Annotated in this window: 28 protein-coding genes; 12 read left to right on the forward strand and 16 right to left on the reverse strand. The window is 65.5% G+C overall.

Going from position 1 to position 26,821, the window contains the following annotated elements; all coding sequences use genetic code 11:
- Positions 1–155: 155 nt before the first annotated feature.
- Positions 156–2,414 carry an NADP-dependent malic enzyme gene (locus ETR14_RS11225; RefSeq protein WP_129384684.1) on the forward strand — a complete coding sequence of 753 codons (2,259 nt, stop codon included), beginning with the start codon at positions 156–158 and terminating at the stop codon, positions 2,412–2,414.
- Between the two features lie 79 nt (positions 2,415–2,493).
- Here the strand turns inward: ETR14_RS11225 and ETR14_RS11230 are convergent, their stop codons facing one another.
- Entirely contained in the window at positions 2,494–2,907 is a 414-nt protein-coding gene (locus ETR14_RS11230; protein ID WP_371416793.1) for an outer membrane protein assembly factor BamE, read from the reverse strand.
- 63 nt (positions 2,908–2,970) lie between these two features.
- Between ETR14_RS11230 and ETR14_RS11235 the strand changes: the two genes are divergently transcribed.
- On the forward strand, positions 2,971–3,645 hold the full coding sequence (locus ETR14_RS11235) for a ubiquinol-cytochrome C chaperone family protein (protein WP_129384686.1): 675 nt from the start codon (positions 2,971–2,973) through the stop codon (positions 3,643–3,645).
- Positions 3,642–4,178: a DUF177 domain-containing protein gene (locus ETR14_RS11240; protein ID WP_129384687.1), complete on the forward strand. Its 537-nt coding sequence runs from the start codon at positions 3,642–3,644 to the stop codon at positions 4,176–4,178. The genes ETR14_RS11235 and ETR14_RS11240 overlap by 4 nt, the downstream gene beginning before the upstream one ends.
- 9 nt (positions 4,179–4,187) lie before the next feature.
- On the opposite strand, the gene ETR14_RS11245 is transcribed toward ETR14_RS11240, so the two are convergent.
- The 6 genes from ETR14_RS11245 to ETR14_RS11270 all read right to left on the reverse strand — a co-directional run bounded on the left by ETR14_RS11245 (position 4,188) and on the right by ETR14_RS11270 (position 9,286).
- Complete coding sequence (locus tag ETR14_RS11245) at positions 4,188–5,417, reverse strand: threonine synthase (protein ID WP_129384688.1); 1,230 nt, start codon at positions 5,415–5,417, stop codon at positions 4,188–4,190.
- An 81-nt stretch (positions 5,418–5,498) separates the two neighbouring features.
- Positions 5,499–6,056: a single-stranded DNA-binding protein gene (gene ssb, locus ETR14_RS11250; RefSeq protein ID WP_129384689.1), complete on the reverse strand. Its 558-nt coding sequence runs from the start codon at positions 6,054–6,056 to the stop codon at positions 5,499–5,501.
- A 15-nt stretch (positions 6,057–6,071) separates the two neighbouring features.
- Entirely contained in the window at positions 6,072–7,916 is a 1,845-nt protein-coding gene (locus ETR14_RS11255; RefSeq protein WP_129384690.1) for a ferrous iron transporter B, read from the reverse strand.
- On the reverse strand, positions 7,913–8,161 hold the full coding sequence (locus ETR14_RS11260; protein ID WP_129384691.1) for a FeoA family protein: 249 nt from the start codon (positions 8,159–8,161) through the stop codon (positions 7,913–7,915). The genes ETR14_RS11255 and ETR14_RS11260 overlap by 4 nt, the downstream gene beginning before the upstream one ends.
- Positions 8,162–8,205: 44 nt before the next feature.
- Complete coding sequence (locus tag ETR14_RS11265) at positions 8,206–8,619, reverse strand: DOPA 4,5-dioxygenase family protein (protein ID WP_129384692.1); 414 nt, start codon at positions 8,617–8,619, stop codon at positions 8,206–8,208.
- Position 8,620: 1 nt separating this feature from the next.
- Positions 8,621–9,286 carry a COQ9 family protein gene (locus tag ETR14_RS11270; protein WP_243455867.1) on the reverse strand — a complete coding sequence of 222 codons (666 nt, stop codon included), beginning with the start codon at positions 9,284–9,286 and terminating at the stop codon, positions 8,621–8,623.
- Between the two features lie 100 nt (positions 9,287–9,386).
- Here ETR14_RS11270 and ETR14_RS11275 point away from each other — a divergent pair, with 100 nt between their 5' ends.
- Positions 9,387–10,334, forward strand: coding sequence for a peptidylprolyl isomerase (locus tag ETR14_RS11275; RefSeq protein WP_129384693.1), 948 nt, complete (start codon positions 9,387–9,389; stop codon positions 10,332–10,334).
- 2 nt (positions 10,335–10,336) lie between these two features.
- Here ETR14_RS11275 and ETR14_RS11280 read toward each other — a convergent pair whose 3' ends face one another.
- From ETR14_RS11280 to mgtE, 4 genes are all read right to left on the reverse strand, one after another.
- The gene (locus tag ETR14_RS11280; RefSeq protein ID WP_206186022.1) at positions 10,337–10,603 is read right to left on the reverse strand and encodes a hypothetical protein; all 267 of its coding nucleotides are present in this window, start codon (positions 10,601–10,603) and stop codon (positions 10,337–10,339) included.
- 236 nt (positions 10,604–10,839) lie between these two features.
- Positions 10,840–10,971 carry a hypothetical protein gene (locus ETR14_RS29540; RefSeq protein ID WP_256370203.1) on the reverse strand — a complete coding sequence of 44 codons (132 nt, stop codon included), beginning with the start codon at positions 10,969–10,971 and terminating at the stop codon, positions 10,840–10,842.
- 63 nt (positions 10,972–11,034) lie between these two features.
- Positions 11,035–11,478: a DUF1489 family protein gene (locus ETR14_RS11285; protein WP_129384694.1), complete on the reverse strand. Its 444-nt coding sequence runs from the start codon at positions 11,476–11,478 to the stop codon at positions 11,035–11,037.
- Between the two features lie 106 nt (positions 11,479–11,584).
- Entirely contained in the window at positions 11,585–13,000 is a 1,416-nt protein-coding gene (mgtE, locus tag ETR14_RS11290) for a magnesium transporter (protein WP_129384695.1), read from the reverse strand.
- A gap of 209 nt (positions 13,001–13,209) precedes the next feature.
- Between mgtE and ETR14_RS11295 the strand changes: the two genes are divergently transcribed.
- Together ETR14_RS11295 and ETR14_RS11300 are read left to right on the forward strand one after the other, a co-directional pair.
- Entirely contained in the window at positions 13,210–13,671 is a 462-nt protein-coding gene (locus ETR14_RS11295; RefSeq protein WP_129384696.1) for a peptidylprolyl isomerase, read from the forward strand.
- A 4-nt stretch (positions 13,672–13,675) separates the two neighbouring features.
- Positions 13,676–14,431 carry an SDR family oxidoreductase gene (locus ETR14_RS11300; protein ID WP_129384697.1) on the forward strand — a complete coding sequence of 252 codons (756 nt, stop codon included), beginning with the start codon at positions 13,676–13,678 and terminating at the stop codon, positions 14,429–14,431.
- Here ETR14_RS11300 and ETR14_RS11305 read toward each other — a convergent pair.
- Positions 14,428–15,312, reverse strand: coding sequence for a LysR substrate-binding domain-containing protein (locus ETR14_RS11305; protein WP_165356407.1), 885 nt, complete (start codon positions 15,310–15,312; stop codon positions 14,428–14,430). The two genes, ETR14_RS11300 and ETR14_RS11305, sit on opposite strands and share 4 nt — an antisense overlap.
- Before the next feature lie 367 nt (positions 15,313–15,679).
- Between ETR14_RS11305 and ETR14_RS11310 the strand changes: the two genes are divergently transcribed.
- Positions 15,680–17,977 (forward strand): CDC48 family AAA ATPase, encoded by a 2,298-nt coding sequence (locus ETR14_RS11310; RefSeq protein ID WP_129384698.1) that lies wholly within the window; start codon positions 15,680–15,682, stop codon positions 17,975–17,977.
- On the opposite strand, the gene ETR14_RS11315 is transcribed toward ETR14_RS11310, so the two are convergent.
- Positions 17,952–19,226 (reverse strand): MFS transporter, encoded by a 1,275-nt coding sequence (locus ETR14_RS11315; protein ID WP_243455868.1) that lies wholly within the window; start codon positions 19,224–19,226, stop codon positions 17,952–17,954. The genes ETR14_RS11310 and ETR14_RS11315 overlap by 26 nt on opposite strands.
- Before the next feature lie 132 nt (positions 19,227–19,358).
- On the opposite strand from ETR14_RS11315, the gene ETR14_RS11320 reads away from it, so the two are divergent.
- Positions 19,359–19,982 carry a class I SAM-dependent methyltransferase gene (locus ETR14_RS11320; protein WP_129384699.1) on the forward strand — a complete coding sequence of 208 codons (624 nt, stop codon included), beginning with the start codon at positions 19,359–19,361 and terminating at the stop codon, positions 19,980–19,982.
- A 74-nt stretch (positions 19,983–20,056) separates the two neighbouring features.
- Here ETR14_RS11320 and ETR14_RS11325 read toward each other — a convergent pair whose 3' ends face one another.
- Positions 20,057–21,217, reverse strand: coding sequence for a phosphatidylserine/phosphatidylglycerophosphate/cardiolipin synthase family protein (locus ETR14_RS11325; protein ID WP_243455869.1), 1,161 nt, complete (start codon positions 21,215–21,217; stop codon positions 20,057–20,059).
- A 120-nt stretch (positions 21,218–21,337) separates the two neighbouring features.
- Between ETR14_RS11325 and rpoZ the strand changes: the two genes are divergently transcribed.
- Positions 21,338–21,679, forward strand: coding sequence for a DNA-directed RNA polymerase subunit omega (gene rpoZ, locus ETR14_RS11330; RefSeq protein WP_106511872.1), 342 nt, complete (start codon positions 21,338–21,340; stop codon positions 21,677–21,679).
- Positions 21,680–21,734: 55 nt separating this feature from the next.
- On the opposite strand, the gene ETR14_RS11335 is transcribed toward rpoZ, so the two are convergent.
- On the reverse strand, positions 21,735–22,217 hold the full coding sequence (locus ETR14_RS11335; protein ID WP_129384700.1) for a helix-turn-helix domain-containing protein: 483 nt from the start codon (positions 22,215–22,217) through the stop codon (positions 21,735–21,737).
- A gap of 152 nt (positions 22,218–22,369) precedes the next feature.
- On the opposite strand from ETR14_RS11335, the gene ETR14_RS11340 reads away from it, so the two are divergent.
- From ETR14_RS11340 to ETR14_RS11350, 3 genes are read left to right on the forward strand one after another with little or no spacing between them, the layout of a single operon-like run.
- A complete protein-coding gene (locus ETR14_RS11340; protein WP_129391725.1) occupies positions 22,370–24,457 on the forward strand; it encodes a bifunctional (p)ppGpp synthetase/guanosine-3',5'-bis(diphosphate) 3'-pyrophosphohydrolase in 2,088 nt (695 codons plus the stop codon).
- Between the two features lie 11 nt (positions 24,458–24,468).
- Complete coding sequence (locus tag ETR14_RS11345) at positions 24,469–24,942, forward strand: DUF411 domain-containing protein (RefSeq protein ID WP_243455870.1); 474 nt, start codon at positions 24,469–24,471, stop codon at positions 24,940–24,942.
- 4 nt (positions 24,943–24,946) lie between these two features.
- The gene (locus tag ETR14_RS11350; RefSeq protein WP_129384701.1) at positions 24,947–25,750 is read left to right on the forward strand and encodes a tryptophan 2,3-dioxygenase; all 804 of its coding nucleotides are present in this window, start codon (positions 24,947–24,949) and stop codon (positions 25,748–25,750) included.
- Between the two features lie 7 nt (positions 25,751–25,757).
- Here ETR14_RS11350 and ETR14_RS11355 read toward each other — a convergent pair whose 3' ends face one another.
- Positions 25,758–26,750, reverse strand: coding sequence for a M48 family metallopeptidase (locus ETR14_RS11355; RefSeq protein ID WP_129384702.1), 993 nt, complete (start codon positions 26,748–26,750; stop codon positions 25,758–25,760).
- Positions 26,751–26,821 lie beyond the last annotated feature (71 nt).

The following is a 26,821-nucleotide window of genomic DNA, read 5'->3' on the forward strand; positions in this document are numbered from 1 at the left end:
GCTTTTCGCCGCGGCGCGGCACAGCGCGCTCAGCGCGGATCACCGCGGCGGTGGCCAGCCCTGACGTAGCGTCGGGGGCGACGGCAATCGACGGGTTGCTCCCTTCCGCCGCAAGGCCTTAGAGGGACGGTAAGGTAAAAGAAAAAGGCGCGATCATGAACGAAGGCAGCAACGTCAAATTCTCGGAGCAGGAAGCACTCAACTTCCACGCCCATGGGCGGCCCGGGAAGATCGAGATCGTCGCGTCGAAGCCGATGGCGACCCAGCGTGATCTCAGCCTCGCTTATTCACCGGGAGTCGCTGTGCCGGTGCGGGCGATCGCGGAGGATCCCGCCGCTGCTTATGATTACACCGCCAAGGGCAATCTGGTCGCCGTGATCTCCAACGGCACCGCCATTCTCGGCCTTGGCAATCTCGGGGCGCTCGCCTCCAAGCCGGTGATGGAAGGCAAAGCGGTGCTGTTCAAGCGCTTCGCCGACGTCGATTCGATCGATCTGGAGGTCGACACCCAGGACGCCGAAGCATTCATCAACGCTGTCGCGCTGCTGGAGCCGAGCTTCGGCGGGATCAATCTGGAAGACATCGCCGCACCGGACTGCTTCATCATCGAGCAGGCGCTCAAGGAACGGATGAACATCCCCGTTTTCCACGACGATCAGCACGGCACCGCGATCATCACCGCCGCCGGCCTGATCAACGCCTGCTACCTTACCGGGCGCGACCTCAAGGACGTCAAGGTGGTGGTGAACGGCGCCGGCGCCGCCGCGATCGCCTGCACCGAGCTGATCAAGGCGATGGGCGTGCGCCACGATCATGTGCTGATGTGCGACCGGACCGGGGTCATCTACCCGGAGCGTACCGATCTCGACCAGTGGAAGTCGGCGCATGCGGTTCCGACCGATCGCCGGACGCTGGCCGAGGCGCTGGTCGGTGCCGACATCTTCCTCGGCCTCTCCGCCGCGGGTGCGCTGAAGCCGGAGATGGTCAAGGACATGGCGCCGCAGCCGATCATCTTCGCGATGGCCAATCCCGATCCGGAGATCATGCCGCCCGACGCCAAGGCGGCCCGTCCCGACGCGATCGTCGCCACCGGGCGATCGGACTTCCCGAACCAGGTCAACAACGTCCTCGGCTTCCCCTTCCTGTTCCGCGGCGCCCTCGACGTGCGGGCGACCACGATCAACGACGAGATGAAGATCGCCGCCGCCCAGGCGCTCGCGGCGCTCGCTCGTCAGCAGGTGCCCGAAGAGGTTGCCGCCGCCTACGGGCGCGCGCACAGCTTCGGCCCGGACTACATCATCCCGGCGCCGTTCGATCCGCGGCTGATGGAGATCGTCCCCGCCGCCGTGGCCCAGGCGGCGATGGACACCGGGGTCGCACGTTTTCCGATCAAGGACATGGCGGCCTATCGCACCGCGCTCCGCTCCCGGCTCAATCCGACCACGTCGGTGCTCGGCGCCGCCTATGAATCGGCCCGGGCGAATCCGAAGCGGGTGATCTTCGCCGAGGGCGAGGAAGATGTCGTGCTCCGGGCTGCGATCGCCTTCCGCGACGGCGGCTACGGTGTTCCGGTTCTGGTCGGCCGCGAGGACGTCTACGACCGGTTGCGGGCGCTAGGAGTCGACGATCCGCAGAGCTTCGAGCTGATCAACAGCCGCACTTACGGCCGCGTCCCCGAGATGGTCGATTATCTCTACAATCGGCTGCAGCGCCGCGGTCGGCTCCACCGCGAGATCGAGCGCATGGTCAACCAGGATCGCAATACCTTTGCGGCCTTGCTGATGGCGCTCGGCGAAGGCGACGTGCTGATCAGCGGCGTCACCCGGCCCTACGCCCAGACTTTGCGGCAGTTCCTGCGCGTGCTCGATGCGAAGCCGTCCTGCACGCCGTTCGGAATCCACATTCTCGTCGGCAAGACCCACACCATCTTCATGGCCGACACCACGGTTACGGAACGGCCCGATGCCGATCAGCTTGCCGACATCGCCACCCAGACGGCGGCGGTGGCCCGCAGGATGGGGCACGAGCCCCGTGTCGCCTTCCTGTCCTATTCCAATTTCGGCAACCCGGAGGGCGTGTTCCTCGACAACATCCGCGGTGCCGTCCGGATTCTCGACAATCGCAGCGTCGACTTCGAATATGAGGGCGAGATGGCGCCGGACGTGGCGCTCAATCCGGCCCTGCAGCGAGTCTATCCGTTCAGCCGTCTGACCGGTCCGGCCAACGTGCTGATCATGCCGGGCCTGCAATCCGCCAACATCTCGGCGAAGCTGCTTGCCGAGCTCGGCGGCGATTCGGTGATCGGGCCGATGCTGATCGGGATGGCCCAGCCGGTCCAGGTCGCGCCGATGACGGCGACGTCGTCCGATCTCGTCACGCTCGCCGTGCTCGGCGCCGGCGGCATCGTCGGCTGAGAAGGATCCGCTCGCAGAAACGAGAAGGCCGCCTCGCTCTCCTCGAGCAAGGCGGCCTTTTCTCTCTCAGCCGATGCGATCAGCGGGGATTGTCGGGCGACCCGGTATTCTGGCCGCCCGGCGCAGTGCCCGATCCGACCGCGCCGATATTGCCGAACAGCTCGTCGAGGAAGCTGCGATTGCGGCCGAGCGTCGGCGTCTTGTCCTTGCTCGGATCGATCGACACGACCTGTTCCAGGCCCTTGCGGTCGACCGAGGCGACGTTGCCGGCCGCGTCGAAGCGCACCCGCAGCACCGTTTGCGCGTTCGGCTGCGGCTTGTTGAAGGCCAGATTCTTGGTCGTGCGGGAAACGTAATACCAGTCGGTATCGCTGAACTGGCCGGTGAAGGTCGGGCGCCCAAGCGTCGCCTGCACGGATTCGCGATTGTCGACCCCCGGTTGCACCGCGGTGATCAGCGCCTCGTCGGCGAGATAGCCCTGATGGTCGGTCACCCGGGTGCAAGCGGTCGAAAGAAGGGCGCCCGCGAGCGTAAGTCCAAGAGCGAAGCCGCGTGCATGCCGAACCATCATTTTGAAAATTCTCCCGAATCGACCGGCCTGACCCGCACGGGGCCGGCGCCTGCCTTGTCGGCAGGGATAGAAGGCCCCAATATCGCACGCAAGCTGAACGGCGCAAGTACGCCCCCTTCCGAACCGGAGCCGCCATTGTCCTTTTTCTCCCGCATCTTCGGCAATCCCGCCAAGGAGCGCGCGCGCCTCCGCCCGCTTTACGACAGCATCGTGCGCGAAGCGCGGCAGCCGGTCTGGTATCGCGAGGGCGGGGTTCCCGACACGCTCGAGGGGCGGTTCGACATGGTCTCGACGATACTCGCCTTGGTCCTGCTGCGGCTGGAGCGCGAGGGCGACGCGATGAAGCCGCAGACGATCCTGCTGACGGAGCTCTTCATCGACGACATGGACGGTACGCTTCGCCAGATCGGCATCGGCGACATCATCGTCGGCAAGCATGTCGGCAAGATCATGGGCGCGCTCGGCGGCCGACTCGGCGCGTTTCGGGACGGCCTTTCCGGCAAGGCCGATCTTGCTGATGCGGTGCGGCGCAACATCTTCCGAGACGCGCCGCCATCGGAGCAGGCAGTCGATTTCGTCAGCACACGCCTGCGAAGCCGCGGCGAGGCATTGGACGGCGTTCCCGTCGACGACGTGCTCGCCGGGGAGATCGGCCGATGAGCCCGGAGTTCAGCCGTAGCTACCGTGTCGACACGCTCGGAGGCGGAGCACGTCAAATCGCCATCGAAGCGGAGGCGGACGAGCGGAGCGCTGTCGCCAAGCGGTTCGGACTGGTCGCAATCGACCGCCTTGCGGCGGAGGCTGCGCTCACCCGTGCCGGTGAGATCGTGACCGCGCGGGGCTCGATCTCGGCCGCGGTGACGCAGAGTTGCGTCGGGACCGGAGAGCCGGTCGAGGAGCGGATCGAGGAAGATTTCGTCGTCGAATTTCGCCCGCATCCGGAGAGCAGTGGCGGAGAGGAGGAGATCGAACTCAGCGAGGGTGAGCTGGACGTCGTCTTCTACGATGGCGCTGCGATCGATCTCGGCGAAGCCGTGGCGGAGACGCTTTCGCTCGCCCTCAACCCGTTCCCGCGCTCTCCTGCCGCGGAGGAGGCGCTGCGCGCAGCGGGCGTGAAGAGCGAGGAAGAGGCACAGGCCGAGTCCAGTCCGTTCGCCGCGTTGGGCGCGCTCAAGGACAAGCTCGGCAAGTAGCGGCGCCGGTCAGAGCCGATCCCAGTCGATCGGCTGGTTGCGGTCGAGCGTCTGCGGCGCTTCCGGCATCGGATATTTGAGGCCGGTGGCGCAATTGAACAGCACGACGCTGTCTTGCTCTCCGATCAGCCCTTCCGCCAGCGCATTGCGGTAGGCGGCAAGAGTGGCGCCGCCCTCCGGGCAGAGCAGCAAACCGTCCTGCCGTGCGGCTGCGTCGACGGCGCCCAGGATTTCTTCGTCGCTGACCGCCAACGCGCGCCCGCCGCTTTCGCGGACCGCGCGCAGGATCAGGAAGTCGCCGACCGCCCGTGGCACCCGAATTCCGGCGGCCACGGTATGGGCGTCCTCCCATCGCTCGGCATGCTCGACGCCCTCGTCATACGCCTTGACGATCGGCGCGCAGCCCGCCGCCTGTACCGCGAACATCTTTGGGCGCTCCGAGCCGATCCAGCCCAACGCCTCGAGTTCGGCGAACGCCTTCCACATCCCGATCAGGCCGGTGCCGCCGCCGGTCGGATAGAAGATCGCCTTGGGCAAGGTCCAGCCGAACTGGGCGGCGAGCTCCAGGCCCATCGTCTTCTTGCCCTCGATCCGGTACGGCTCCTTCAGGGTCGAGAAATCGAACCACCGCCCGTGCCGCGCGCCCTCGCCGACGATTGCGCCGCAATCGTCGATCAGCCCATTCACGCGCCAGACCCGGGCGCCCTGCATGGCGATTTCCCGGACGTTGATCTCGGGCGTGTCTTCCGGGCAGAAGACGATCGTCTCGATGCCGCAGCGGCTGGCATAAGCGGCGAGCGCAGCGCCGGCATTGCCATTGGTCGGCATTGCGATCCGGGTGATTCCGAGCGCCTTGGCCATGGCGACCGCCATCACCAACCCCCGCGACTTGAACGAGCCTGTCGGCAGCCGGCCCTCGTCCTTGACCAGGACATTGGGGCCGCCCGCCTGGGGCAGCGGCACCAGCGGCGTTTCGATCTCGCCAAGGCTGACGATGTTCGACGGGTCGCGTACCGGCAGCAATTCGCGCCAGCGCCAGAGGTCGGTCGGACGGGCCGCGATCGTGTCGCGCGGGATTTCAGCCTTCAGCGCGTCGAGATCGTAGCGCACCAGCAGCGGGCGCCCGGCTCGCGACAGGCCGTGGATCTGATCGGCCGGGTAGATCTCGCCGGTCAGCGAGCATTCGAGATGGGAGACGAAGCTCGCGCGGTCTTCGAACAGGTTGGAATTGATCGTCATTCCAGCTCCCTACGGGGGCATCCGCCACGCGTCGAGAGCCGCCGGCCTGCCGCGCGCCGCGCGGCAGGCCGTATGCGGCGATCAGAACGGAACGTCGTCGTCGAGATCGCTGTCGAACGCCGGTGCCGGGCGCGATTGCTGGCGGCCGCCACCGCTGCCGCTGCCGAATCCGCCGCTGCTGCCGCCGCCGTATCCGCCGCCGCCGCTCGAGCCGCCGCCGAAGCCGCCCTCGTAACCGCCGCCGCCGAAATCGTCGCTATATCCGCCGGAGCTCCCGCCGCCGCCACCGCCACCGCGGGAGTCGAGCAGGACGAGCTCGCCGCGGAAACGCTGCAGCACGATCTCGGTCGAATATTTGTCCTGGCCGCTATTGTCGGTCCATTTGCGGGTCTGCAGCTGCCCCTCGATATACACCTTGGAGCCCTTCTTCAGGTAAGATTTGGCGACCTTGCCGAGATTCTCGTTGAAGATCACCACCCGGTGCCATTCGGTCCGCTCCTGGCGCTGACCGTCCCGATCCTTCCAGCTCTCGGACGTGGCGATGCGCAGATTGACGACTTCGCCGCCGTTGTTGAGCGATCGGCTTTCCGGGTCGTCGCCCAGATTGCCGACCAGGATCACCTTGTTGACGCCGGCCATTATTCGAATCCTTCCTTAAAGGCCGAGAGCGGTCGCGGTCCAGAATGTCGCGCCCGCCGCCAGCCATGCGAGTGTGAACAGATAGCCTAGCATGAAGGCCGGCCATTTCCACCCGTTGGTCTCGCGCCGGGTGACCGCAATTGTGGATAAGCATTGCGGCGCGAACACGAACCAGGCGAGGAAGGCGAGCGCGGTCGGCAGGGACCAGCGCCCGCGCAGCCGCTCGATCAGCGGCTGTTCGGCGGCTTCCTCGTCGTCCGCCTGGATCGAATAGGCCGTTGCCAGCGCCGAGACGGCGACTTCGCGCGCGGCCATTGCCGGGATCAGCGCGACGGCGATTTCGTGATTGAAGCCGATCGGCTTCACCAGCACTTCGAGGCCGGAGCCGATCTTTCCGGCGATCGAGCTTTCGAGCGCCGTCTGCCCTGCCTTCGGTGCCGGGAAGGAGAGCAGAACCCACAGAATGACGGTGGACAGCAGGATGATGGTGCCCGCCCGCTTGAGGAAGATCAGCGCACGTTGCCAAAGCCCGATCAGCACGTCCCTGAGCTGCGGCAGCTGGTATTTCGGCATCTCGAGCAGGAAGCCCCGATGGGTGCCGCGAGTGACGGTCATCCGCAGGACCAGAGCGGCTGCCAGGGCGCCGACGATGCCGACGACGTAGAGGCCGAACATCACCAGGCCCTGCAGGCCGAAGGCGCCCCCGACGGTTCGATCCGGGATGAAGGCGCCGATGATGATTGCATAGACCGGCAGTCTCGCCGAACAGGTCATCAACGGCGCGATCAGGATCGTCGTCAGGCGATGCTTGGGGTCTTCGATCGTGCGAGTCGCCATGATGCCCGGCACGGCGCAGGCGAAGGAGGAGAGGAGCGGGATGAAGGCGTGACCGGAAAGGCCGACCCGCGCCATCAGCCGGTCCATAAGGAACGCCGCCCGCACCATGTACCCGCTAGCCTCCAGAAACAGGATGAACAGGAACAGGATCAGGATCTGGGGCAGGAAGACGACGACGGCGCCGACGCCGGCGATCACGCCGTCGACCAGAAGCGAGCGAACCAGACCGGCGGGTAGCGCATCGTTGACCAGGCCTTGGGCGCCGGCCATCACGTCTTCGAGCCAGCCGATCGGCGCTTCGGACCAGGCAAAGACCGCCTGGAACATGAAGAACATGATCAGTGCGAAGATGATCGGTCCGATCACCGGGTGCAGCGCGATCGAATCGATCAGGTGAGTGGTCTTGCGCGCGGCGGTCTCGCTCACCGTGGCGGTGCGGGCGATCTCGCGTGCTCGCCGCTGGACGATCGCGAATTCCCGCCGGCCGCCGGGGCGCATGACGCGCGCGGCGGTCACCGCCTCGCTGATCGCTTCCCTGAGCTCGTCGGTGCCGCGGCGGCGCACCGCCACCGTCGCGATCACCGGCACGCCGAGTTCGCGCTCCAGGATCTGCGGGTCGATCTCGAGCCCGTCGCGGCGGGCGAGGTCGACCATGTTGAGGGCCACCACGGTCGGCAGGCCGAGATCGATGAGCTGGAGCGCGAAGCGCAGATGGTTGTCGAGATTGGTCGCGTCGAGAACCAGGAGCAGGGCATCCGGAAGCCGCTCGCCGTCCTGCTTGCCGAGCACGACGTCCCGGGTGACTTCCTCGTCCGGGCTGGACGGCTCGAGGCTGTAGGCCCCGGGCAGGTCGACCAGTTCGATCGGGCGACCGTCGGGCAGGAACAGACGCCCGGCTTTCCGCTCCACGGTGACGCCGGGGTAATTGCCCACTTTCTGGCGCGCGCCCGTGAGCATGTTGAACAGGGCGCTCTTGCCGGCATTGGGATTGCCGACCACCGCCACCAGCGGGATCGTGGTCATGCGGCCTTCTGTTCCACCGTGATTACCTCGGCCTGAGCACGCCGCATCGCCACCGTCATCCGGCCGATTCGAATCGCCAGCGGATCCTTCCCGAACGGCGCGCCGTGCAGCGCCTCGATCGCCACGCCCTCGTCGAACCCGAGGTTCCTGAGCCGCCGCGCATCCGTCTCGGACAGGCGCGACCAGTCGATCGCCGTCACGACGGCCGGGGTCCGGAAAGGGAGTCTATCGAGGGACAGCGCCATTCTTGCGAGTGATTATCAATATCGTGCGGAGAAAGCCAGATGATTCAAGGCGCTTTATGTGGGGTCGTGTTGGGCTCGCCCGCAAGATCCGCCGCCTGATCGTCGGGGAGAACCTCGCCGGCGAGGGACAAAGCGGTTCCGATCCAAACCGCGTCGTGGAGATGGTCCCGCCGCGGATTGGTCGTGTTGGGATGGACGAGGATGGAGAGGCCGCCGTTGTTCAGCATCAGCCATGGCACGAAAACATGGAACACCGCCGGAGCGAACGCGACCTGGTACATCGCGCGGCTATGCGGACCGACGGGGCGGTCCCAGACGCGTCCGAGCCGCACCGCGAACCGCTCGCCGATGCCGGCGCGAAGCGCCAGCGCATGCTCCCACTCGCTTTCCGGGTCGAAGTAGACATGGGCATGGTAGCTGGCGATCTCGCCGACGGGGCGGAGGGTCGCAGCCTCCATCTTACGCCGCCGGATAGCGGAGGCGCCCAAGGAACCGGCTCAGCGAAGGCACACGTTCGCGGCTGCCGCGCCAGCTCGCCTTCAACTTCTCGATCTTCATCACGTCGCCGATTCTTCGGTCGAGGAAGGCGCGCGTGTTGACGAGATTGTCGCTGTCATCGTCGAGATAGACCAGAGTCGTCGAGCCATAGACCCCGCTGAGCAGGGTGCGCTTGGAATAATGGTTGAAGTCGGTCGAACGATCGCCGGCGATCCGCCACATCCTGTCCGCGGCGCGCCAGGCAAGGCGCGCACCGAGAGCCAAATTCTGCGGCTGACCGAGGATGGCCAGCGCGCGTCTCAGCGCTTCCTTGTGCGGGTTGATGGTCTCCAAACGATAGATGACCAGATCGTGGATGCGCTGGCGGATCTTCATGCTCTCAATCTTCTCGAGCGGAAAGGCGCGCGCGGTGGCACGGTCGATCGAATCGAACCAGGCGTCTATCATGTCGGGTGCCCCGCCGGGAAAGGCGAGCCGTGCCCTCGGCGCGGGCACGCCCAGATCTGCCGCGGCCATCGCCAGTGCCTCGTCGGTCCAGCCGTCGAACACCGCGTTGGCCGGGATCAGCGGGGCAAGCGCGATCCGCAATTCGTCGAGCGTCATCTCGGTCGGGGAGATCTGTTCCATCGCCCTGAGATGATCCCGCGCCGCCGAGGATGCAAGCACTTGGTTGCCGCACGGGATTGCGCACGCGATAAGCGTGCCATCGTTTCAGGGAGGGGTATTCATGCGTTTGTCCGCCACGATCCTGGCCGCAGCCACGCTGCTCGCCGGTTGCCTCGACGAGGCCCCGAGCGACCATGCCGGCGCAGGCAGCAGCGGCTGGCGCCCCAAGCCGCTGACCGACGTTCCGGAGCCCAGCGAGGTGGTTGCCAAAGCACCCGCGGGCGCGTGGCGGGCGATCGCACCGGAAAACCTCCTGGTCATAGACTTGAAGGATGGCGGCCGCGTCTTGATCGAGCTGGCACCGGCTTTCGCCCCCGTCCACGTTGCTAACGTTCGCGCTTTCGCGCGCGCCGGCTGGTGGAACGGCGCGGCCATCTACCGGGTCCAGGACAATTATGTCGCGCAATGGGGCAATGGCGATGCCAAGACGGCATTGCCGCAGGGGGTCGTGCGCCGACCCGCCGCGGAATATGATCGGCCGCTGCAGGGCCTCGACATCCGTCCGCTCGGCTACCCCGACAGCTATGCCCCGATGGTGGGTCACGCGGGCTCATGGCCTGTCGGCTACGATCCGGATGCCGGGCGGGCGTGGCTGACCCATTGCTACGGCATTGTCGGAGTGGGCCGGGAACTCGCGCCCGACACCGGCACCGGGGGCGAACTCTACGCGATCATCGGCCACGCACCGCGCCATCTGGACCTCAATATTGCGGTGATCGGCCGCGTGGTCGAAGGCATCGAGCTGCTTTCGGCCAGGCCACGCGGAACCGAGGCACTCGGTTTCTACAAGGATCCGGCGCAGCATGTCCCGATCGCGCAGGTGCGCTTGGCCAGCGACATGCCGGCCGCCCAGCGTCCTGCCCTCGAAGTGCTTCGATCGGATCAGGATTCGTTTGGGCAATTCGTCGCCGGGCGCGCCAACCGCGGTGGCGAGTTCTTCGGACGCCCGGCGGGCGGCGTGGACCTGTGCAACGTACCGGTGCCGGTCCGCAGACAGGCCGCCGGCTGACCCTAGGCAGCGTAGGCCGGCTCCGTGCCGAACACTGGGCGTTGGATGGTGCGGACGATCTGACCGCCGGCAATCATCGGCGCGTTCTCGAGCGGCAGGGCAGTCGTGCAGAAAGCACATTCCGCCATCGAACGCCCGATATACCAATGGGTGCGACCGCAGCCTGGGCAGTAATTGGTTTCATGCTCGCGATAGACGATATGATAACCACGTGTTTCAGCCTTGGGAACGATACAGCCGCCACGGGCTTCAAGGATACTCGTCGCCATACTTGGCTCCTTTCTACTCACTTGCCGTCCCAACGAGCGGTGACTCTCAAGAGTTTCATGGCTTAGAGATGAACGAAGCTGCGCGACAGGCGCTTTGCACTCGCCAAGGAGCGTCGAAACGGCGGAAATCCGCCATCGATGAGACGTGGCTCAACGTCGGTGAGCCGTTGCATCGGCTCCGAAATAATTTTTTGAGCGGGGCGATCGTCCCGTTACGAAACGCCATCTCACCGGGTCTACAGGCGGATCTTGTCCGTCCGCCGCTTGCCCATCCTGCGATGGTGCCCACGTTCCCGCCGCTGGTACACGATCACGGCCAGGATCGGGAAGAGAAGGGCGGCGCCGACGCCGACCGCAAGTCCAACCATGTTCACTCCACATACTGGCACCCGGCCGCCTTGGCCGCCGCACGAACCCGTCTCCCGGACCGCTCAGATCAAAGCGAGTGCGATCAGCCGCCGCATCAGCTCGGCCGGCAGCATCTCCGCCGCATCTGTATCGCTTCCGAGATCGGCCGGCGCGTCCGCGGCGGCAAGGTAACGCCAGCCCTGATGCGCGCGCTTGGGGCATGCCCGCACGAGGACGAGTTGCGGCTCGAGACGCACGATGGTTCGCGCATCCTCTTCCCGTTCGGCGAAGCCGAGAATGCGTTGGCGGGCAACGAGCTGATGTTTGACGATCCAGTAGATCGAACCGCCGATCAGTTCGGAGGCGCGCTTCGGCATGAAGCGGGTAATCAGCGGCACTTCGCCGTTCAGCGCACGCAGCTGCTGGCGTTTGCTCAGCGCGTCGATGTCGGCGCAACCGACCGCAACCTTGCTGATGTTGAGCGGCGCCGGCGATGCGGCGTCGAAGTGATGATCGTGCGCGGTCACGGAAAGCCTGCTGGTACCGAAAGGCCGCGGGATATCGCATCGGATCGTCGGAGAGAATAGAAAAACCGCACGTTTGCCGATGCTTATGTCTTGGATGAGCTCGTGCTCAACCGACCAGGCCGGACGCCGTGGCGAGGCCGAGAAAAACGAACACGCCCATCGAATCGGTCACCATTGTGACGAAGATTGACGACGCCACCGCGGGATCCGCTCCGGCCCGCTCTAGTGCGAGCGGCATCATGACGCCTGCGCAGCCGGCAATCAGGATGTTCGTCATCATTGCCGCCGCGATCACCACGCCCAGGACCGGATTGTGGAAGAACAAGGCAACGCCGGCACCGAGCAGGAGCGCAATGGTGACTCCGTTCAGCAACGCTACGCGCACCTCGCGCAGGATTGCGCGCCAGGTATTCGATTGGGTGAGCTGGTTGGTGGCGAGCGCGCGAACCGTCACGGCCAGCGTCTGGGTTCCGGCATTGCCGCCGACGCCCATGACGATCGGCATCAAGGCGGCGAGCGCCACCATCCGGGTGATCGTGCCTTCGAAATAGCCGATGATCGTCGCTGCAATCAGTGCGGTACCGAGATTAGCGATCAGCCAGCGAACCCGCGCCTTGTAGCTTTCGCGGATCGGCTCGTTGATGTCGCCTTCGCCGGCACCGGAGAGGAGAAGGGCGTCTTCGGAGGCCTCTTCCTGGATGATGTGGACGATGTCGTCGACCGTGATCATGCCGACGAGCCGCCCGGCACCGTCGACCACCGCGGCAGAGATGAGCGCATATTTCTGAAAGCGGAGGGCAACCTCTTCCTGGTCCATGTCGACCGGGATCAAGGTCTGCTCGCGCTTCATCACGTCGGCGACAGCGACGTGACGCGGCGTGCGCAGGATCCAGCTCAGCATGCAGGTGCCGACCGGATGGTGACGGCCGTCGACCACGAACACTTCCCAGAAATCGGTGGTCAGCCCGTCGCCGGCGCGCAGGTAATCGATCACCTGGCCGATCGTCCAATGCTGGGGCACCGCGATCAGATCGCGCTGCATCAGGCGGCCGGCGGACTCCTCGGGGAAGGTCAGCGCTTCCTCGATCGCGGCACGATCGTCGGGGTCGAGGGCGCGCAGAACGGCACGCTGCTCGTCCTCTTCCATGTCTTCGATCATGGCGACCGCGTCGTCGGTCTCCATCTCGCCCGCCACTTCGGCGACTTCGTGCGGCTCGAACTGATCGATCAGTTCGTCGCGCACGTGATCGTTCATCTCGGCGAGAACATCGCCGCTCAGAAGATCCTCGATCGCTTCGGCGAGCGCGCTCCGCTCGTCGGAATCGACCAGCTCGAACAAATCGGCAATGTCGGCCGGGTGGAGCGGTTCGACGAGCGCGCGGGCGGCGTCGGTCTCGCCGGCTTCGACATGGTCCATCACTCGCCGGACGAATTCGGGGCGCAGCCGGTCGTCCTCGTCGAGACGCGATTCGTCTGCGCCGGGCACGGCGCTGCCGGGAAGTTCGATATCGCTTTCGCTCATCCCGCCCCCTGTTGCCGGCTGTGTGGAATGGCCGCTTCCTAGGCCGCGCTTTCGCGCCTGTCGACACATTGGCACTGCCATGTCCGATTGGATCGCGCAGCGCCCGGATCTCCGCCGGTTCGCACTTGCTCCGATGCCGGGGGGTGGCGAAGGAACCCGGCCCCGCCTAAGTGCGTCCGCACATCCTCTTCTCAGAAAGGCGGCTTTTTATGGCGGACGAACTCAACACCTTGGTCCTCAACCTCGACAGCGGCGGCGACGTCGTGATCAAACTGCGTCCCGATCTCGCCCCGGGTCACGTCGGCCGCATCAAGGAGCTGGTCGGCGAAGGCTTCTACGATGGCGTCGTCTTCCACCGCGTCATTCCGGGGTTCATGGCACAGGGCGGCGATCCCACCGGCACCGGTACGGGCGGGTCGGACAAGCCGGATCTTCAGGCGGAATTCTCGCAGGCACCGCACGTCCGTGGCGCCGTGTCGATGGCCCGGACCAACTATCCGCACAGCGCGAACAGCCAGTTCTTCATCGTTTTCGACGATGCCCGCTTCCTCGATGGCCAATATACGGTCTGGGGCGAGGTCACAGAAGGCATGGAGCATGTCGACGCGCTCCCCAAGGGCGAGCCGCCCCGTCAGCCCGGCAAGATCGTGAAGGCGAGCCTGCGTCCCTGACGCGATGACGCGGCCGATCACCCTGGTGACCGGCACTTCGGCAGGGCTTGGCGCCGAATTCGCGCGCCAATGCGCGGCCCGTGGCGACGAGCTGGTTCTCGTCGCCCGGCGCCGCGACCGGCTGGAAGCGCTGGCGGCGGAAACCGGTCGCGCACACGTCATCGTCGCCGATCTTTCTGCTCCCGATGCTCCCCGCCGGCTGCTCGGCGAGGTCGAGCGCCTCGGCCTTTCGGTGTCGCGGCTGATCAACAATGCCGGCTTCGGCCTCGCCGGCCGCTTTGCCGCTCTTCCCCTGGCCCGCCAGCGCGCGATGATCGACCTGAACGTCGCGTCCTTGACTGAACTCACCCACCTCGCTCTTCCCGCCATGCTCGCGCGAAGGGAAGGCGGCATTCTCAACATCGCGTCGACGGCCGCTTTCCAGGCCGGCCCCGGAATGGCGGTCTATTTCGCGTCGAAGGCGTTCGTATTGTCGTTCACCGAAGCGCTACATCAGGAATGCAGAGGCACGGGGATCAAGGTCACGGCCCTCTGTCCGGGCCCGACCGCAACCGAATTCGGAGAGGTCGCCGGCGTGACCAGCGGGGATTTCAGCCGCTATTCGCTCGACGCCCGCCGGGTCGTCTCGGCGGGGCTGAACGGGCTGGAGCGCAACCAGGCGGTGGTCATCCCCGGTCTCATGAACAAGGCAACGGCGTATGCCACCCGCCTGCTGCCCCGCGCTCTCCTTCGCCGGATCGTCGCCGGCCTCAAGATCTAGAGCGGCGGCAGGCTCTCGAACAGCCAGTCGTGGAAGATGCGCACCGGCCGACGGGTCAGCGATGAGCGTCGGCAGGCGAACCAATAGCTGTAGGGGCTTTCGACGGCATGGTCGAACAGCCGGACCAGCCGAGCGTCGCTGGACGCGGAGAGATGGCTCTCCAGCATGAACGCGACGCCGAGGCCCTGGGCCGCGGCGTCGAGGATGAGCTGCCCGGCATCGAAATGGTCGATCGCGGCGGGCTCCAGATTGGGCAGCCCGATCGCTTCGCGCCAATAGGAAAATGTCTCCGGCATGTCGCGGTGGAGGAAGATGGTGGTCCTCGAGAGCTGTGACGGATCGGTGATTGCGTTCGGCCCTTCCTGCACCGTCCTGGATCCGATCGCGATCACGCGGTTGCTGTCGATCCGGCGCGAATAGAGCGAGGGATCGACCTCCGCGGTGATTGCGATCGCCGCGTCGAGACCGTCGTCCAGCCGGGCGATCCGATTGGCGCCGGTGTCGAGATCGATGTGCAGGTCGGGATGCGCGTCGCGCAGGTCGGGCAGGTGCGGCATCAGTCGCTGCATCGCGAACAGCGACGGCACCGCGAGGCGCAGGCGCATCATCTCGCGATTGCCGATTGCGCGCTCCATCGCCACGGACAGGGCATCGATCGACGGGCCGATTTCGGCGAGCAGGCGCTCGCCGTCGGAGTTGAGGTGAACGCTCTGGTGACGGCGCTCGAACAGCGGATGGCCGAGATACCGTTCGAGCGCCTGGATCCGACGCGTCAGAGCAGGAGAGGACAGCGAAAGAGCGGCAGCGGCCTCCTTGACGGAGCCGAGACGCGCAACTTGCACGAAGGCTTCGACAGCGGTCAGCGGCGGCAACCTGCGCATGGTCCTGCATTCTCCTAGCTTGTGCACCGCAGCAGACCAGCTTCCAACATGGTAACCGGTAGCACCTCTCCTAGCCGCGAGTGCAATGCATGCACCTGTAGCAGCCTTCTTCGCACTTGCACAATAACGGAATTTCCCGGACAAGGATCAGGCCTTTCAGGCATCCTCTCCTAACAAACTTACGGGCCGCCCCTTTGGGAGCGGCCCTTTTTTTGCGCATCGTCCTCTAGATCGCCGGACCTGGATTTCCCGCTCGGGGACACGCGCCGCGAGCAGGGCCTTTTTTCGAGCAGCGGGACCTCCCTGCTGGCGTCGCCGTTCAGGCTTCCTATCTGTTGAGCCGTAACGATCGAGGAGACCCTGGCCGATGGCCGATGAGGACAAGCAGCCGACGCGGCTTCAGGTGGCAACGATGCGGCCCGAGGATAGCGGCCGAGGGCTGGCCCGCCTGCCCAGGCGGCTCATGAGCGCACTCGAACTGGCCGAGGGCGACGTCATCGAAATCACCGGCAAGCGTGCCACGCCGGCCCGCGCCGTCGGTCCCTATCCGGAGGACGAGGGCCTCGACATCATCCGACTCGACGGTCTTCAGCGCGCCAATGCCGAGATCGGTTCGGGCGATTTCGTTCAGTTGCGCAAGACCGAATCGAAACCTGCCCAGCGGGTGGTATTCGCGCCGGCCCAGAAGAATTTGCGCCTGCATGGATCCGCCCAGGCCCTGAAACGGAGCTTCGGTCTGAAGCCGCTCACCGCCGGCGACGTCGTTGCGACCACCGGACAGCAGCAGGTCCAGCGCGGCGACATCCCGCCTGAACTGCGTCAGATGCTCTATGCGCCGGCTTATGCGCTGCAGGAAATCCGCCTGACCGTCGTCTCCACGGTGCCAAAGGGGATCGTCCACATCGACGCGAACACTGAAGTCGAGCTCCTCCCCGAATTCACGGAGGCGAGCGACAATCGGCGCGCCGACGTCACCTATGATGATCTCGGCGGCATGGGCGGCACGGTCGATCAGATTCGCGAGATGGTCGAGCTGCCGCTTCGCTATCCGGAAATCTTCGAGCGGCTCGGAGTGGATCCGCCCAAGGGCGTCCTGCTCTACGGCCCGCCCGGCACCGGCAAGACCCGGCTTGCCCGCGCCGTCGCAAACGAGAGTGATGCGACCTTCTTCCACATCGCCGGTCCCGAAATCATGGGCTCCGCTTATGGCGAAAGCGAGCGACGCCTGCGGGAGGTATTCGAGGAAGCCGCGAAAGCCTCGCCCGCCATCATCTTCATCGACGAGATCGATTCGATCGCCCCCAAGCGCGGGCAGGTCCAGGGCGAGACCGAGAAGCGTCTGGTCGCCCAGCTCCTTACCTTGCTCGATGGGTTGGAACCGCGCCAGAATCTGGTTGTGATCGCGGCGACCAACCGGCCGGAAGCGATCGATGAGGCGTTGCGGCGGCCCGGCCGCTTCGATCGCGAGATCGTGATCGGCGTTCCCGACGAGCGTGGCCGCCGGGAAATTCTCGCCATCCACACGCGCGGCATGCCGCTCGACGGCGGCGTCAATCTCCCGGAGCTTGCGCGTCGCACCTACGGGTTCGTCGGTGCGGATCTCGCCGCTCTGACCCGCGAAGCGGCGATCGAAGCCGTTCGCCGGATCATGCCCAAGATCAATCTCGAAGAAGGGACCATTCCGGCCGAGGTGCTCGACACGCTCTCGGTGCAGGGTGCCGATTTCGAGGAAGCGCTGAAGCGCGTCCAGCCGTCGGCGATGCGAGAGGTCATGGTGCAGGCGCCGACCATCGGCTGGGACGATATCGGCGGCGTCGATCAGGCGCGAGAACGCCTGCGCGAAGGCGTCGAACTGCCGCTGAAGCATCCCGAGGCGTTCAAGCGCATGGGCATTCGGCCGGCGAAGGGCTTTCTCCTTTACGGGCCTCCAGGCACCGGCAAGACGCTGCTTGCCAAAGCGACGGCGCGTGAGGCGGAGGCCAATTTCATCGCCACCAAATCGTCGGACCTGCTGTCCAAATGGTATGGGGAAAGCGAGCAGCAGATCGCCCGCCTGTTCGCCCGCGCGCGACAGGTAGCGCCGACCGTGATCTTCATCGACGAGCTCGACAGCCTGGTCCCGGCAAGAGGCGGCGGCCTTGGCGAACCGCAGGTGACCGAGCGGGTGGTCAACACGATCCTCGCGGAGATGGACGGGCTGGAGGAGCTGGGCTCCGTGGTGGTCATCGGGGCCACCAACCGGCCCAACCTGATCGATCCGGCGTTGCTTCGGCCCGGCCGGTTCGACGAGCTCATCTATGTCGCCGTTCCCGATCAGGCCGGGCGTCGGCACATCCTGTCCATTCACACGGCGAAGATGCCGCTCGCCGAAGACGTCGATCTCGACGATCTGGCACACCGGACCGAGCGCTTCACGGGTGCGGATCTCGAGGACCTCGTCCGCCGGGCGGGTCTGTTCGCGTTGCGCCATTCCCTGGACGCCATCCAAGTCACGCACGACGATTTCAATCGTGCGCTGGAGGAGACCCGTGCTTCGGTGACTCCGGAGATGGAGAAGGATTATCAGAAGATCCAGGAGAGCCTGAAGCAGGATGCGATGAGCTCCAATGCCGGCATCGGCTTTATCGCGCCGGGCATGCTCACCCCTCGGGGGCCGAAGGGCTGAAGGCGAAGAACAACCAGAATCCGAGGCAGAGCATCACCGCGCCGATCGTGAGGAAAGGAAGCGGGAGCCACGTTCCGTAGAGCGCGACTCCCGCTGCCGGCGCTGCGATATAGGCAATTCCGTTGACCGACGTGACCATGCCCGCGGCGACGTTCTGCTCCGCCGGCCGCACCGCCAGCGAGGCGCCGCTGGTGAAGCCCGGACGAAAGAGGCCGAAGCCCATGGATGCGGCGGCAAAGCCGAGCGTGACGCCGTACAAGGTCGTCGCGGTGCCGGTCGCGAGCACCCCGCCTGCGGCGACCAGCGCGCCTGAGGAGACCAGTTGCCGGGGGCTCAGGCGGAGGCGCGGGATCAAGCCCCATTGCGCGAGCAGGGTCGCCGTCGCTCCGCCCATCAGCACGATGGCGATCGCATGCTGCGCTTCATCGATCGTCAGCTGCAGGCGATCGATGACGAGGAAGCCGATCACGCCGAGCAGAGCGGCATGGCCATGGCCCCCGATCGTGCCGATCACCAGCCATGGTGCAATCCGTGCATCGCGCCAGCGCAATGGTGCGTCATCGCCGGTGTCCGCTGCACCATCAGGCCCGATCGCCCCTTGCGACGGATAGTCTGCGACGCTGCCGCGGGCCGGGTAAACGGGTCGGTCGTCGGGGAGTCCTGTAAGCAATGCGGCGAGCACCAATGCGCCGAGGAGCGCGAACACGAACAGCGGACCGGCAAGCCCGAGCGGCGGAAAGAGGAACAAGGGCGCCAGCGCCGGGCCGATGATCGTGCCGAGGCCGAACGAGGAGGCGATGGCGGCGAGATTGCGCGTGCGCTGCTCGCCGGCGCTCCGCGCGGCGATATAGGCCTGCACCGCCGGTGGGGCTGCCGAGCCGAAGGCGCCGTAGATCGCGCGGCCGAACAGAAAGATGACGAACACGGTAGTCGGCCCGATCCGGCCGATCAGTCCGGCGGCGAGCACTGTTCCGCAGACCAGCATCGATGCGATGAAGCCCGACAGTCCAAGGCGCATCAGCGCACGTCGGCCGCGCCGGTCGGCGCGCCGCGCCCAGAGCGGCGCGGTCACCACCCAGATGATCGCCGAAAGGCTGAACGCGACGGCAATCCAGATGTCCGGAATGCCGAGATGGCGCCCGATTGCCGGCATAAGCGACTGCAGCGCCGTATTCCCCGCTGCAGCCACCAGCATCACGGAGAACAACAGGCCGAAACGACCTTTCGAGATGTTCGTCATGGTCGTCATCGGGGGAAGGTCCCGGAAAAGATGCGGTCTGTCCCGAAAACGTCAGAAATCTTGCCGGGACGAGCCTCGCCCTTGCCATTGGCGCGTTGATTTGCCAACGCATCGAGCACTCAGCATTTCACAGGACGCGGCATGACTCTTTCCGGCGAACAGGTGCAGGCATCGCGCGCATTCGCGCGACGGGGAACTGGGAACCCGTTCTGGCACTTCCTCCGCGGCTTCATCAAACACCCGGTGATGGTCGGTTCGATCATTCCCTCGTCGAAGACGCTGATCGACCGCATGCTCGATCCCGTCGATTGGGCCAATTGCAAGCTGTTCGTCGAATATGGCCCCGGGGTCGGTACCTTCACGCAGCACGTGCTCGATCGCATGACGCCCGACGCGACCCTGCTGACGATCGACACGAATGACGATTTCACGGGCTATCTGAACGGCAAGTTCCGCGATTCCCGCCTGCAGGCGGTTACCGGATCCGCCGCCGACGTTCGCCAGATCATGGCCGATCTCGGCTTCGACCATGCCGATTACATCCTCTCCGGCCTGCCATTTTCGACGCTGCCGCCTGGGGTGGGGCCGGCGATCGCCGCCGCCACCGCGGATGCGCTCCGTCCCGGAGGCGCCTTCCTGGTCTACCAATTCTCGCCGAAGGTGCTCGATTTCCTGAAGCCAAACTTCGAGCGCATCGATCGCGCGTTCGAGTGGGTGAACATTCCGCCGGCACAGCTTTTTTGGTGCTGGAAGGACGGCGAGTGAGCGGCGCGCGCGCGTGATGGACCGAGCCGGCCCGCTCCGGCTCTTCCATCGAGCGGGTTGGCATCGCGCTTCGATCAGCTGCGGAAGTTGAGCCGGCGCGCGATCCTGTAATCCGCAATGGCGACCAGGAAGTAGGCCGCCGCCCATTTCAGCCGCGTAAGGGGCGTGCGGTCCCGGCGATGACTTTCGACCGTGATCTCGCGACTGTTCTCGATCTCGCCATCGGCGAAGCGCCGCATTTCCGCAGCGAATGCGGCATCCTCCACGCGCAGCATCATCTCGAGATTGAGGAACAGGCTGCGCATGTCGAAATTGGCCGAGCCGATATGGACGACGTCGTCCACGACGAACAGCTTCGTGTGGAGTTTGGTCGGCTGATACTCGAAGATCCGGACGCCGCGCTTCAGCAACCACCAATAGGTATTGCGAGCGGCGCCGATGGTGGCGCTGTTGTCCGATTTCGATGCGGTGATCAGGCGCGTGCGGCCGCCGCGTCGGACGACGCGGGCCATGCGGCGCAACATGCCGAGGCTCGGCGCGAAATAGGCGGCAACGACATCGAGTCGCGTTGCGCTGCGCATGTCGCGGCGAACCGCCCGCGCCCAGGGCGAGAGACGGCGCGTCGGTCCTCCGAACAGCCAATCGAGCTTGCCGCGGTCGACGCTGTGCTGCTGCAGCATGCGCCGGAGATCGCGTATCCGGCCATGGGGCTGCTGTGCCCAGGCGAACAGATCGTCGAAGTAACGGATCAGGCATGCAACGCCGTCTCCCTCCACCTGCAGGCCGAGATCCCGCCAGGCGCCCGCTTCCACGGTGCCGAAATAATCGTCGGAGATGTTGAAGCCGCCGATGATGACCTTGCGGCCATCGGCAAGCGCCAGCTTCTGGTGGTTGCGCAGCAGGTAGCGGCGGCCCCATTTCGGGATGAAGGTGCAGAAAGCGGCGGGACTGTCGGCCAGCGGCTGGAAAAACTCGCGATTGGTCGTCGAACCGAAGCCGTCGACGAGCAGGGCCACCTTCACGCCGCGATGCGCCGCTCCAATCAGCGCATCCCGGACACGGGTGCCCGCGGCGTCGTCGAGGAACATGTAATAGAGAAAGCGAAGGCTTTCCTGCGCCTGATCGATGAGCGCGATGACGGCGTCGAGACGTGCCGGGCCGTCGGCAATCAGGCTGAGTCGATTGCCCTCGACGATGGTTCCGAAAGCCTCTTCTCCCGCCATGTTCTCGTTCATGGTCCCCGCCATGCGAGCGGCGTGCGTGGAGTGCAACCCCAGGCGGCACATTGACATTCCGGGCCTCCGTGATTAGCTGCCCCTTTCACCTACAGCCTCAGTTTTGAGCGGAGCTGCTTCATGGCGCGCGTTACCGTCGAAGATTGCGTCGACAAGATCCCGAACCGGTTCGATCTCGTTCTGCTGGCGGCGCAACGCGCCCGTCAGATCTCCGGAGGGGCCGATCTCACCCTCGATCGCGACCGCGACAAGAACCCCGTCGTCGCCCTCCGCGAGATTGCGGAAGAGACGGTTCGGCCCAAACAGCTGACCGAGGCTCTGGTCGGCAACCTGCAGCGTGTCCAGATCGACGACGACGAGGCTCCGGACGAGGTCGGCTCGCTCAGCGCTTCGGCCGAGGCGCTCCGCCTCACCGCAGCCGCCCCGCCGCGCAACAACAATGCAGGCGGCGATTACGAATAAGAAAAAAGCCCCGGATCGAAGGATCCGGGGCTTTTTCGATGCGGCGCGATCCGGATTATGCGGCGTCCTGTGTCCTGACTTGCGTGCGCTCGACCCATTCCATGTCGTCGGCGGCGAGAATTCTCCCGTCCAGCGCTCTGACCTGCATCGGCGCGATCGGCCGCCGCGTGTTCCGGTCGACGAGCACCAGGCTGCTCGGACCCTCGGCCACCCAGCTTTCCCCCCACTGACGCAACGCGATCAGCACCGGCATCAATTCCTGACCCTTGTCGGTCAGACGATAGGCGACCCGTCGCCGATCGTTTGGGTCCGGTTCCCGCTTCAGAATGCCATGCTCGACCAGGCGGCCGAGCCGGTTGGAGAGGATGTTGCGGGCAATTCCGAGCGTCGACTGGAACTCCTCGAAATGTTCGAGACCGTTGAAGGCGGCGCGAAGGATCAGGAAGGACCAGCGTTCGCCGACCACCTCCAGTGCCGCGGCGATGCCGCAGCCCGTGAACAATTCCCTCAGTTGCTCAGCGCGGGTCATGGCATTCATGGGCCTGGTTTTTCCCTCTCGCCCCATCGTTCCCGCGATTGGTAGCATAATGCAAGGGGCAAGATTCATCCGCGGTAAATGTTTGCCGATTGCGGCACTTGGGGCACATGATCAGGCTTGCAACCGTGCCGCGCCGCACCCAAAGTCTGCCTGTGCTCAGGCAATATGAACTTCTTGAAAAGGTCAGGGGCTACGACCCCGACGCCGACGAGGCGATGATCAACCGCGCGTACGTCTTCTCGATGAAAGCGCATGGCAGCCAGACGAGGGCGTCGGGCGATCCCTATTTCAGCCACCCGATCGAGGTGGCCGGAATCCTGACCGATCTCCACCTCGACGACGAGACGATCGTCACCGCCATTCTTCACGACACGATCGAGGATACGGTCGCGACGCCTGAAGAGATCGATCGGCTGTTCGGGCCGAACATTGCGCGCCTGGTTGACGGCGTCACCAAGCTTTCCAAGATCGAGGCGCAGAGCGAAAGCCAGCGCGCGGCCGAAAACCTGCGCAAGTTCCTGCTCGCAATGTCCGGCGACATCCGCGTGCTGCTCGTCAAGCTCGCCGATCGCCTGCACAACATGCGGACCCTCCACTTCATCTCCAACCCGGAGAAGCGGAAGCGGATCGCGCGCGAGACGATGGACATCTACGCGCCGCTCGCCGAGCGGATCGGCATGTACGAGTTCATGACCGAGATGCAGACGCTCTCGTTCCGCGAACTCGAGCCCGATGCCTATGCGTCGATCTCCCGCCGCCTCGAACAGCTCCACAAGGGCGAGGGCGATCTGATCGAACGCATCGCCCGCGGCATCAAGGCGCATCTCGAGGCAAATGGGGTGGAGGCCGAGGTTCAGGGCCGGGAAAAGCACCCCTATTCGATCTGGCGCAAGATGGCCGAACGTCACGTCAGCTTCGAGCAGCTCTCGGACGTGATGGCGTTTCGGGCGATCGTCTCCAGCAACGAGCAATGCTATCGCACCCTCGGCCTCGTCCACCAGCGCTGGCCCATGGTGCCCGGCCGCTTCAAGGACTTCATCTCGACGCCCAAGCGCAACGGCTATCAGTCGCTGCACACCACGGTCATCCACGACGAGCAGATGCGGATCGAGATCCAGATCCGGGATCGAGAGATGCACGCCCGCGCCGAGCACGGGCTTGCCGCGCACTGGGCCTACAAGGAAGGCAAGGCGGCGGCATCGACGCAGCATCCCTGGATCAGCGACCTTATCGAGATTCTCGAGCACGCGCAGAGTGCCGAAGAGCTGCTCGAACATACGCGCATGGCGATGTACCAGGATCGGATCTTCGCCTTCACGCCGAAAGGAGAGCTGATCCAGCTGCCGAAGGGCGCGACGCCGGTCGATTTCGCCTATGCGGTGCATACCGATCTCGGCGACCAGACCGTCGGAGCGAAGATCAACGGCCGCGTGATGCCGCTGCGCACCCCGCTCGAAAATGGCGATCAGGTCGAAATCCTGGTCTCGAAGGCGCAGCATCCACAGCCGGGCTGGCTGAGCTTCGTGGTCACCGGAAAGGCTCGCGCCAAGATCCGTAGGTTCGTCAAGTCGAAGGAACGTGAGGAAACGGTCGCGCTCGGCCGCAAGATCTTCGATGAGATCGTGCAGCGCCTGCCGAACAGCCTTGGCTGGGAAGCGATGGCAGAGGCGTTGAAACGCCTGAACATTCACGATGACGACGCCTTGATGGAGGCGATCGCGCTCAAGCGGATCTCCGACGTGGCCGTGATGGAAGCGCTCATCCCCGGGTCGACCAGCACTGCGGGGGTGAAGCCGCCGCCCCAACGCACCGCCATCTCGATCAAGGGGCTGACGCCCGGCGTCGCCTTTCAGCTCGCCCCCTGCTGCCACCCGATCCCCGGCGATCGGATCGTCGGCCTGCGCCGGGAGGGCGCCGAGATCGAGGTCCATATGATCGGATGCGAGCGCCTCGCCGACGGGATCGATGCCGATTGGGTCGATCTTGCCTGGGGGGACGAATCGGATGGGGGCGCCGCCCAGCTCTGCATCGTCATCCGCAACGAACCGGGATCGCTGGCGGTCGTTGCCGGGGTGCTTGGAAGCCATGGCGCCAACATCGTCAGCATGGATCAGATCAGCCGTGACGGCAGCTTCCACACGTTCCACCTCGATATCGAGGTGCACGACGTCCAGCATCTGATGCGAATCATCGCGGCGCTGCGCGCGACGGAAGTCGTCGCCAGCGCCGAGCGCCTGTGAAGGAGAGAAAGATGCGGCACCTTGATCGCCGGGCCATGCTGGGCGCTCTCGCCGGCGGCGCGACCGCCGCCGTGCTCCCCTGGTCTGCATCGGCGGGCACGCCGGCCGAGTTCGCGATGTTCCGTGATCCGGGCTGCGGCTGCTGCCTGGTCTGGGCGAAGCGGGTGGAAGCCGCCTTCGGCAAGACGCTGCGGAAGATTGATTCGCCGGACATGGCTGCAGTGAAGCGAACGCACGGCGTGCCCGAGGATCTTCGCTCCTGCCACACCGCCTTGATCGGCGGCATCGTCGTCGAAGGGCACGTGCCGCCCGAAGATATCAAGAAGGCGATCGCCCGCCGGTCAGGCGACCTCGCAGGGCTCGCCGTGCCGGGAATGCCGGCGGGAAGCCCGGGAATGGATGTCGGCCACGACCAGCGCGACGCCTATGAGGTGATCGCCTTTTCGCGCGGCGGCAAGCGCGCCGTCTTCGCGCGCCACGGCTGAGGCGATGGCCGACGATGCACCCAAGCCGATCACTTACGGCTCCTATCTGGCGCTGGATGCCGTGCTTGGCGCTCAGCATCCCGTCTCGGAGCAGAATGACGAAATGCTGTTCGTCATCATCCACCAGACCAAGGAGCTCTGGCTCAAGCAGATCCTGCGCGAAGTGGCGCTGTCGCGCGCTTTGATCGGCGCCGATTCGCTGGTCCAGGTTCACAAGAGCCTGTCGCGGGTCTCGCGGATCCAGGCGGTGATGACGCTCAGCTGGGACGTGCTCGCGACGATGACGCCGTCCGATTATTCAAGCTTCCGGAGCGTCCTCGGCGGCAGTTCGGGCTTTCAATCCTATCAGTTCCGCGAATTCGAGTACCGCCTCGGTCTCAAGGATGGCGGCCACTTGCGCTTCCAGGAAGAGGGTTCCGACGCGCATGGAGCCCTGGTTGCTGCGCTCGAGGAGCCGAGCCTCTGGGACGAAGCCAACAAGGCACTCGCCCGTGCCGGGTTCGCGTTGCCCGAGGAAGCCGTCGCACGGGATTGGCGGGAGCCGTATGTTCCCAGCGACGGTGTCGAGGCGGCCTGGGCGGAGATCTATCGGGACACGACCCGCTGGTGGCCCTTTTATCAGCTCGCCGAAAAGCTCGTCGACATCGACGATGCTCTTGCCACCTGGCGACACAAGCACGTCGTCACGGTCGAGCGGATCATCGGTGCGAAGCGCGGCACCGGGGGGACCGCGGGGGTCGCCTATCTGCAGACGACCATCGGGAAGCGCGCCTTCCCCGAATTATGGTCGTTGCGCACGCGGATCTGATTTCGGATCAAGGCTGCGGTGCCGGCTTGCCAAGCGCAGCAATTTCCTCGCGGGTGATCCGCTCCCGAACCGAGAGGCTCGGATGGGTTCGAAAGATTTGCGGCAGAGCATCGTAGCGGCCGAGGTAACGCCGCCAGAAGGGTATCGCGGCGTTCACGTCGAACCCGGCCCGCCACATCAGCCGAATGCCGAAACGATCGGCCTCCTCCTCGGTTTTCCACACCCGCGACGCATTCTTGCCGATCCCGCGCAAGATGCCCTTGCGAGGGACCCCTTGCTCGTCGAGCAGGTCCGGGTGCTTGAGGATGTTGTGGGAAAGCTCATGTCCGAGGACGACCGCAACCTCGTCGTCATTCTTCAGAAAATCGAGCAATGCCGTCGTCATGATCACCGTCGATCCGCTCGCAAAGGCATTGACCTGCGTGGATCGGGCGAGCCGCACACGGCCATAGCAGCCGCGCTCCGATTCGAGCGTGAGCTCCATCGTCCGTCCTTCGCGCAGGACTTGCAGCCTGGCCGGGCCCTTGCGCAGCGCCGCCTCCAACCGCGTCTCCTCGGCCTCGGCACGCTTGCGCCATAGCTTCCGTTTGGCCTCGGCCGCGATCGAGGCGCCGCTGGCGAACGCGTCTCCGTTGACCGCCAGCAACACGTCGCCGGCCTGAAGGCCGGCGCGGAAGGCCGGCGTGTCGGCAAGCACGCTGAGAATGCCCGGCCCCCGGTCGAGCGCATAACGATCCATCATCTGCGCCCGATCGGCGGGCCCGTATTCGGCAAGATGATGGAAGAGCATCCCGGTAAGCGGGTGCGTTTCCGGGCAGATGGGGCCGCCGCTCCGTGCCAGGCGGTAGGCGATCGCCGCGACCCTGGCGTCGCTCTCGCGAAGGGTGGAAGCAATCGGGGAGCTCCCGTGCGTCTGCCCGAATGCGGCCGCACTCCACGACAATATGATGGCGCAGAGAACAGCAAGTGCTTGTGGGCGGATCACGATGTCTTTGAGCACGGCTGGGAGCGGAGTCCGGATCGGCGGGGGATGAAGAAGGGCGCAGGCGGAGACCTCACCTGCTCAGCACA

It is taken from the genome of Sphingosinicella sp. BN140058 (assembly GCF_004135585.1).
Classification (GTDB): domain Bacteria; phylum Pseudomonadota; class Alphaproteobacteria; order Sphingomonadales; family Sphingomonadaceae; genus Allosphingosinicella.